General features: G+C 45.7%; 8 protein-coding genes. 3 read left to right on the top strand and 5 right to left on the bottom strand.

Annotation, left to right across the window (positions count from 1 at the left end; translation table 11 throughout):
• Positions 1-423: 423 nt before the first annotated feature.
• From ACFOEE_RS16890 to ACFOEE_RS16880, 3 genes are read left to right on the top strand one after another with little or no spacing between them, the layout of a single operon-like run.
• The gene (locus ACFOEE_RS16890) at positions 424-735 is read left to right on the top strand and encodes a glycine zipper domain-containing protein (protein WP_377126996.1); all 312 of its coding nucleotides are present in this window, start codon (positions 424-426) and stop codon (positions 733-735) included.
• Positions 736-741: 6 nt separating this feature from the next.
• Positions 742-1,134: a hypothetical protein gene (locus ACFOEE_RS16885; RefSeq protein ID WP_377126993.1), complete on the top strand. Its 393-nt coding sequence runs from the start codon at positions 742-744 to the stop codon at positions 1,132-1,134.
• Between the two features lie 36 nt (positions 1,135-1,170).
• Positions 1,171-1,437 (top strand): hypothetical protein, encoded by a 267-nt coding sequence (locus tag ACFOEE_RS16880; RefSeq protein WP_377126990.1) that lies wholly within the window; start codon positions 1,171-1,173, stop codon positions 1,435-1,437.
• A gap of 197 nt (positions 1,438-1,634) precedes the next feature.
• On the opposite strand, the gene ACFOEE_RS16875 is transcribed toward ACFOEE_RS16880, so the two are convergent.
• From ACFOEE_RS16875 to ACFOEE_RS16855, 5 genes are read right to left on the bottom strand one after another with little or no spacing between them, the layout of a single operon-like run.
• Positions 1,635-3,572, bottom strand: coding sequence for a response regulator (locus tag ACFOEE_RS16875; RefSeq protein WP_377126987.1), 1,938 nt, complete (start codon positions 3,570-3,572; stop codon positions 1,635-1,637).
• A gap of 34 nt (positions 3,573-3,606) precedes the next feature.
• Positions 3,607-4,053 (bottom strand): response regulator, encoded by a 447-nt coding sequence (locus tag ACFOEE_RS16870; protein ID WP_377126984.1) that lies wholly within the window; start codon positions 4,051-4,053, stop codon positions 3,607-3,609.
• Entirely contained in the window at positions 4,046-5,518 is a 1,473-nt protein-coding gene (locus tag ACFOEE_RS16865; protein WP_377126981.1) for a sensor histidine kinase, read from the bottom strand. Before ACFOEE_RS16865 ends, ACFOEE_RS16870 begins: the two co-directional genes overlap by 8 nt.
• 2 nt (positions 5,519-5,520) lie before the next feature.
• Positions 5,521-5,715 (bottom strand): histidine kinase, encoded by a 195-nt coding sequence (locus tag ACFOEE_RS16860; protein WP_377126978.1) that lies wholly within the window; start codon positions 5,713-5,715, stop codon positions 5,521-5,523.
• A gap of 14 nt (positions 5,716-5,729) precedes the next feature.
• A complete protein-coding gene (locus ACFOEE_RS16855) occupies positions 5,730-7,103 on the bottom strand; it encodes a sigma-54-dependent transcriptional regulator (protein ID WP_377126976.1) in 1,374 nt (457 codons plus the stop codon).
• Positions 7,104-7,115 lie beyond the last annotated feature (12 nt).

Raw genomic sequence — 7,115 nt, 5'->3', positions numbered from 1 at the left:
TGGTGAACTCTCGATACTCACTGTGCTTATTAGATCAAAGGGCTAGATCTGTGTCTAGCCCTTTTTCAACAGTCTGAAGTGCGCTTTTGCGCACTTTTTTGTTGTTAATTTATCCACAACCTCTTGCCCTATATAAATTCGCTTGTCCACCACTCATAGGTTAAAGCGCAGCTCATCATCACCACTGTTATTCCTGTTCGAAACCACGACTCCGACTCTAGTATGCCCTGTTGTTGCCCGCCTTTTGCCACAGAGTACTGCGCAACCACGCATTTTTACTCGGTAAGTTTTACCTTAGGTACGAAAAAGTTGCCTGCCGAGTGGTACATGAAAAACATAAGCCATTGTATTTAAATAACAAAAAAACGGTTAAGTTCTTGCAACTGCAATAGGGAGAATTCACTTATTAGTAAGGAAAATATTATGGCTACAAGTAAAGCTAACCCAGCTGATAAAACCAATGGTATTGCAGCACATCACCCAATTTCAGACAGTATCGCCGAGTCACTGCATGGCTCTGTCGATGCGTTACATCATTCCGGTGCAAAAGCAGAAACTTTGCTGCGCGACAAAAGTGAGCATTCGAAAGTGGCGCTTGATGAGCAGCTCAATGCAATTAAACACGCTTGGCAGGGGTCAGGAGTGAAAAAGTATGCCAGCGAAAATCCGCTCAAAACAGCCGGTATCGCCTTTTCTGTAGGTATCGTGGCAACGTTACTGCTTAGCAAGAGATAACTCACTATGAATGGTTCAAATCCACATTCAACAGCTCAGCAAGAGCAGCCGCACTCTGCGGCTACTCTTGGTCAAGCGCTGAACGATACGACATCAGCCTATCAAACCTTATTCACTAAGGGCTTGGCATTTATCTCAAGTAACTGGCGTGCCAATTTACGTGCCATGCTCGTTGCCTGTTGTTTACTTGGTTTTGCGGTAACAGTCGCAGTTGTCATATGGTTTGGCTTACATGCCCTACTTGGCTATGTCATGGTCTCTTTTGGCATACATTGGCTAGTCACTGCGGGGTTACTTATGGTGGGGAACATCATCTTGATGTATTACCTGATAGTAACGGCACTTTCGCTGTTTAGCGCCGCAACTCGTTCATTACTGCGTAGTGATATTGAACTTTAGGGCAAGCAATTTGCCCTGCCTACTTGGATATCAATCATGACAACTTTAGCAAACTGGATATTTACTCGCTGCCATCGCCGCTCGCGTCTGGCAAAAGTTCAGCTGTTACTGCAGTACTATTACAGCACCCATTGCAGTAAAGCATTATTACAGCAATTGACTGAGGTGCTGAAAACACCATCCGGTTTGTTAGCTGGCTGTGCGGTGCTGTTAGTTGGCAAGCAAATGCCGAAACGCAAACTCTTGAAGTGGTTTATCTTACTGCGTCGTTTTCAGCAAAATATGGCCTCGCAACGCAGCTAGTTAACCTCAGCTTCGCATAAGTAATGCGTTTCTAGGTGCTATTTTTACTGACTTCTGCGTTATTTTGAAGCGAAATAGCTCGCTATTCCAGCTCCAAAATGCCTTGAGTTCAGACAAAAATATCGAGCTAGAAACATAAAAGATTGCTAAGTTATTGTTTTATTAAATTTTGCACTATTTCTTATACAAACCTGAGGTTAGTCAAATACACTTTTCAACCCAGTCAAAGTCACGGGCTTCAAGAGCACTTGAGATATTTTTAGTTTCATCAATACGTTAGGGTCTGGTTCATAACCACTAATAATAATGATGGAGCACTCTGGGTACTGCGCGCGGATCCCTTCTGCTAGCACTAAACCATTTTTATCTGGCAAGCCAATATCTAGCATTACGCAGTGCCAATGACGTTGCGGCAATAATTGCTCGCATTCCAAAGCGCTTCCGACACCTGTAGCTTGGACTCCAAAAGAATGTAGGAGCTTCAACATCAGCTCACGACTGTCTTTATCATCCTCCACCACCATAACATCACGTCTTTGTCGTGCCTTTGGTTGTGGTGTTGGCGGTTTAGCGCCTTGCAGCACTTCGGTCAGCGTCGCTTGCAATACTAAAGGTGCAATCGGCTTACTGACAAGAGCATGACAGCCAAGTGCCATTAACTCCTCTTTAGTACCTGCTTGAGCGGCAGCAGTCACGGCAATAACTGGTAAAGTTGCGTCCTTGGCGCGAATAGCCGCAAGCACCTCACGACCGGACATGTTTGGCAAATGCAAATCAAGTAATACCACCGCAAAGGATGTTGGGGTTTGTGCCAGCCGAGTTAATGCCTGTTCGCCACTTGCAACCACTGCAACTTGATAACCAAAGTGAGTGAGGTGAGTCTGTAACAGTGTCTGAATATCGGGATTATCTTCCACTACCAATGCCATCGTGCCGAGCGGTGGTCGCCATTGCGTCTGTGCTAAGGAGCCTTCGACTTGAGGCTGAGGCTGAGGCTCAGCACACTGAGGTGCATCGATACTAAAACTAAAGCAACTGCCGACCCCAAGCTCAGACTCAGCAACCAATTTCCCGCCCATTAAAGCAACGAGATCCGCGCTGATGGCAAGGCCAAGTCCAGCGCCTTGCTGTACTTTGGTCGTGGTATCTTGGACTTGGGTAAACGGTGCAAAAACCCGCGCGAGATCGTCGGCTGGAATACCAATACCACTGTCAGCCACTTCAAAATGGAGGCGCTGCTGCGCTTTACACACCTTTACCGTCACCTGCCCTTGGAAAGTAAATTTAATGGCATTGTAAATTAGGTTGATCAACACCTGCTTCAAACGTGTTTGGTCGCAGCACACCCAATCACGCTCAGTAACATTACTTTGGATAACAAATCCTATTTGTTTACTTTGCGCGGAGAGGGAGAAAATATCATACAAGCTATTTTGTAGCGCACAGACAGACATAGGTTGTACGTCTAGCTGTAAGGTGTGGGCATGTAACTTAGACAGATCCAACACATCGTCCAAGAGCTTCAACAAGTGCTCGCCATTATTATAAATAATCCCAAGCTCAGAACGATGCTCAGCTTGATTGACGTTTTGTAACAACAGCTCAGTGTAACCAAGAATAGAAGTCAGCGGGGTGCGTAGTTCATGGCTCAAATGAGCGAGAAACTGATCTTTCGCGCGGTTTTCGGCTTCGGCTTTTAAACGCTCAAGGCGCTCCTTTTTAAGTTCGGTGCGCGCCAGAGCATAACGAATTGCGCGCACAAAACGCGCGCTACCAAGCTCATACTTGGCGACAAAGTCCTCTGCCCCTGCTTTTAAAGCCGCGTCGTCAAGTTCAGCATCGACTTGACCAGTGAGCATAATAATAGGGGTGCTGAGTTGTTGCTGTTTCGCAAAATCGAGCAACGTCAGGCCACTTTGATGCCCCAAACGGTAATCGAGCAAACACAAGTCAAAGCCACCGTGAAGTAACGCGGTTTTAGCATCATCAAGATTGCGCAGCCAACATAGCTCTACCACAAAATCGTCTATCTCGGCTAAACGCGCTTCGGTGAGGATAAAATCGTCCTCATCATCTTCCACCAGCAGTAGCTTGACTGCTTGTCGCCCCAGTAAGTTTTGTTGTGTTGCTGACATTGGATACCGCTCCTTGATAACGCCATGAGCGTCTTTAACGTGGCAACTCGACTATCTCAATCCAGTATTTACCGAGCTCACGCATCAATGTTACTAAGCCTTGGAAATCGACCGGTTTACTAATATAGGAGGCTGCGCCTAAGTCATACCCGCGCAATTTGTCCTCCTCTTGTAAAGACGTCGTTAGAATTACGACTGGGATAGAACGTAGCTGTGGGTCGCATTTAATCGCCTGTAAAGCTTGTCTGCCATCCATTTTCGGCATATTTAAATCAAGTAGAATTAAATCTGGACGCACAAAACGCTGCACATCCTCAAACGGCGGTTCGTTACGTAGATACTGCAATAATTGCTCACCATCTTTAACAAATTCAATGGCATTAAGCACGCGACTTTCATGCAACGCATCACGCGTAAGCAGTTGATCGTCTTCATCATCATCCGCCATTAATATTTTGATTGGCATGGCTTTTCTATTCATAGTTAGAGATCTCTTGAGTTAAAATCGGTTGTGCTTGGCGCGGCAATGTGACGATAAAAGTGGCACCTTGACCTAATGCCGAGTCGGCAGTAATACTACCACCGTGACGTTCCACTATGCGTCGGCACAAAGCTAAACCAATGCCAGTTCCTGGATATTCATTTCTGTCATGTAAACGTTGAAATGGCGAAAAGATTTTGTCTTGGTAATGCGCCTCAAACCCAATGCCATTGTCTTTAAACTCTATGCTGACCAGCTCGCTGACGGGGTTTGCAACTTCGCTCACCACAATGTTAGGCAACACATCGCTACGGCGAAATTTTATGGCGTTTGCCAGCAAGTTAAAGCACAACTGGCGGATTTGGCTGGCATCACAATCTAGCTGGGGTAAAGCACCAACGGTAACCGTTGCACCCGCTTCACTTATCGCGACTTCTAAGTCATCCAGTGCACCGTCGACAATGTCATTGAGCGCGACTTGCTGAAACGGCTTTTGCTTAGTGGCCACCCGAGAAAGTGCAAGCAAGTCATTAATAAGCAAAGACATGCGGGCTGCTGCGCTATTCATTCTAGCCAAATAGTCTTGTGCTTTAGCATCAAGCACGCTGTGATAGGTGTTTTTTAGCCTATCACCAAATGCTTGGATTTTACGTAGCGGCTCTTGCAAATCATGAGAAGCAACAAAAGCAAAGTCCTCAAGCTCGCGATTACTTTTGTTCAGTTCATCCGCCAATTGCTGCAAAGTGGCAGTACGCGCTGCAACTTTAGATTCTAACTCCTGATTAGCTTGACTCAGGCGAGCTTCCGCACGACGGGCATCACGAAGATTTTTGACCACCAACAATAAAGACATGGATAGCAAGAGCGCGCTCAAAATCGCAAACCAGAGAATATTTTGCTGTGCTTGATTACGCACGTTATTGAGAAACTGCCGCTGTACTTCACGGATCTTCATTTCCTCTGCTAACAAAACTCGGTATTGCGCGCTCAGTTGCAGTGCCGTTTCATCAGAGCTTGCCAAAAGCTGTATTTTATTACGCGCCCCTTGTTGTAGTTTGCGTAAACTACTTTGTAATTGCGCAATTTGTTCCACGACTGTAGCGAGATACGCTCTGATCCGCGCTTGCTGGCTAGCACTTTCCGATTTTTCCGCCGTCACTCGCGCAATACTTTCATTGAGCTGGCTAATACTGTGCTCAAAAGGCTGCAAATAGGCTTCGTCTTGCGACAACAGATAAGCCCGCAAATTGGACTGTGCATTCAAGACTGCAATGTGTAAATTATCCAGCGCCAAAATAAGCTCGCTGGTGTTCTCAATACGTAATTGATACTCGTTGAGCTTTTCGGTGTTGCTCATGCCAATGATCACATTGGCTATTAGTAAGCCAACACACACCAGCATAGTTAGCCACACACTTAGCACTCGCGTTGCCGCTTTAAGCCAACGTTTTGCATTCCTAAGCATGTTTATCCCTTTAGTTGTTTCAATAATTCACTACACGTTAAACTGCTGGCTAATACTGCCTCAGCAATCGCGGCCAATTCGGCTTGCGCGGGCTGGCCTTCACTGACGATGCGCAGCAATTCAGCGTTCATCGAAATTTGATTAAGAGATTTTCGAATATCGTGGCAAACCTCATCGTGATGTTTAGTCTTTGTCATAACACAACCTTAAGTTATTCTTCGATTTGATAGCTGCTTAAGCGGTTATATAAGGTTTTGGTGCTTATCCCTAACAACCGTGCCGCTGAGGTTTTATTCCCTTGCACAGATTTCAACGTTTCAAAGATCAGCGCTTTTTCCACTTCCTCAATGGTTTTGCCGGGGGTTACTTCCTGACCTAATGAAATATTTTGCGAACTAGGAGTCGTGCTTGGTAACTCAGTCGGTGATGGCGTCGTGTGGTTGGCAAACTGTGAAAAAGGTGAATGCAAAGCATCGCTAAAATCCAGCAGTCCTTTGTCCCTATCGGCCATAATATAGGCGCGGTGTATACTGTGTTTTAACTCTCGCACGTTACCGGGCCAGTCATACTCAAGCAAGCGCTTAAAATCTAAATCACTCACTTGATAGTTGGTGTTATTTTGTTGATTAAATTGAGTCAAAAAGAATTGGCTAAGTAATGGAATATCTTCACGCCGCGTGCGTAACGGCGGAATATGAATAGGAAATACCGCAAGGCGGAAGTAAATATCTTCCCGTAGTACGTTGTCCTTGGCTATTTGCTCGATACTGCGGTTGCTGGCTGAAATGATCCGACACGCCGTTTTAATACTCTGAGTGCCACCAACCCTAGTTAAAGTTTGGGTTTCAAGAACCCGCAGTAAGTTAGGTTGTAACTCAATGGGCATTTCGGTAACTTCATCTAAAAATAAAGTGCCATTACACGCTTGTTCAAAGACTCCCAGTTTTTGTGCGACTGCACCAGTAAATGCCCCTTTTTCATGACCGAATAATTCACTGCCGATCAATTCTTTGGCGATAGCACCGCAGTTCACACCAACAAAGTCGCCCTTAACTTGACTGGCATTGTGTATCGCTTTGGCGACCATTTCTTTGCCAACCCCGCTTTCACCCAATAGCATGACATTCGCATCGGTCTTCGCGACACGCTCAATCAATTCATACAGTGTTTGCATGGCCTCTGACTCACCGATTAAACAACCAAAGTGGTGTGTATTTTCAGCTGCGCCAATTTTTTTCTTAGCTTGCAATACAGTTTGGAAGTCTTCCGCAACCAAAGGTTTTAATAAATGACTGACCCCTTTATCGCAAAGCTGGGCAAGCGCAGACTTTACCGCCGGATGACCTGATATTAAGGTCACCTTGGTATGATCTTGGCGCTTACGCAGCCAATCGACCAAGTGCAGTCCGCTGCCATCCGGCAGCATGAAATCTAAAAAAATGTGCTCATAGGACTGTAAGCTCAGCATATGCTGCGCTTCATTGAGATTATTGGCGGTGTCACAAAAACACCCTAAATGTTCCAGTATACGTGCGGCAATTTGATTAAATTGCGCATCATCATCAACCAGTAGAACTGTTTTCACACCCTCTCCTTA

This window comes from Pseudoalteromonas fenneropenaei (assembly GCF_042643375.1).
GTDB classification, from domain to species: Bacteria; Pseudomonadota; Gammaproteobacteria; order Enterobacterales; family Alteromonadaceae; genus Pseudoalteromonas; species Pseudoalteromonas fenneropenaei.
The sequence above is the reverse complement of the archived record's forward strand: the minus strand, read 5'-3'. Positions and strand labels throughout refer to the sequence as shown.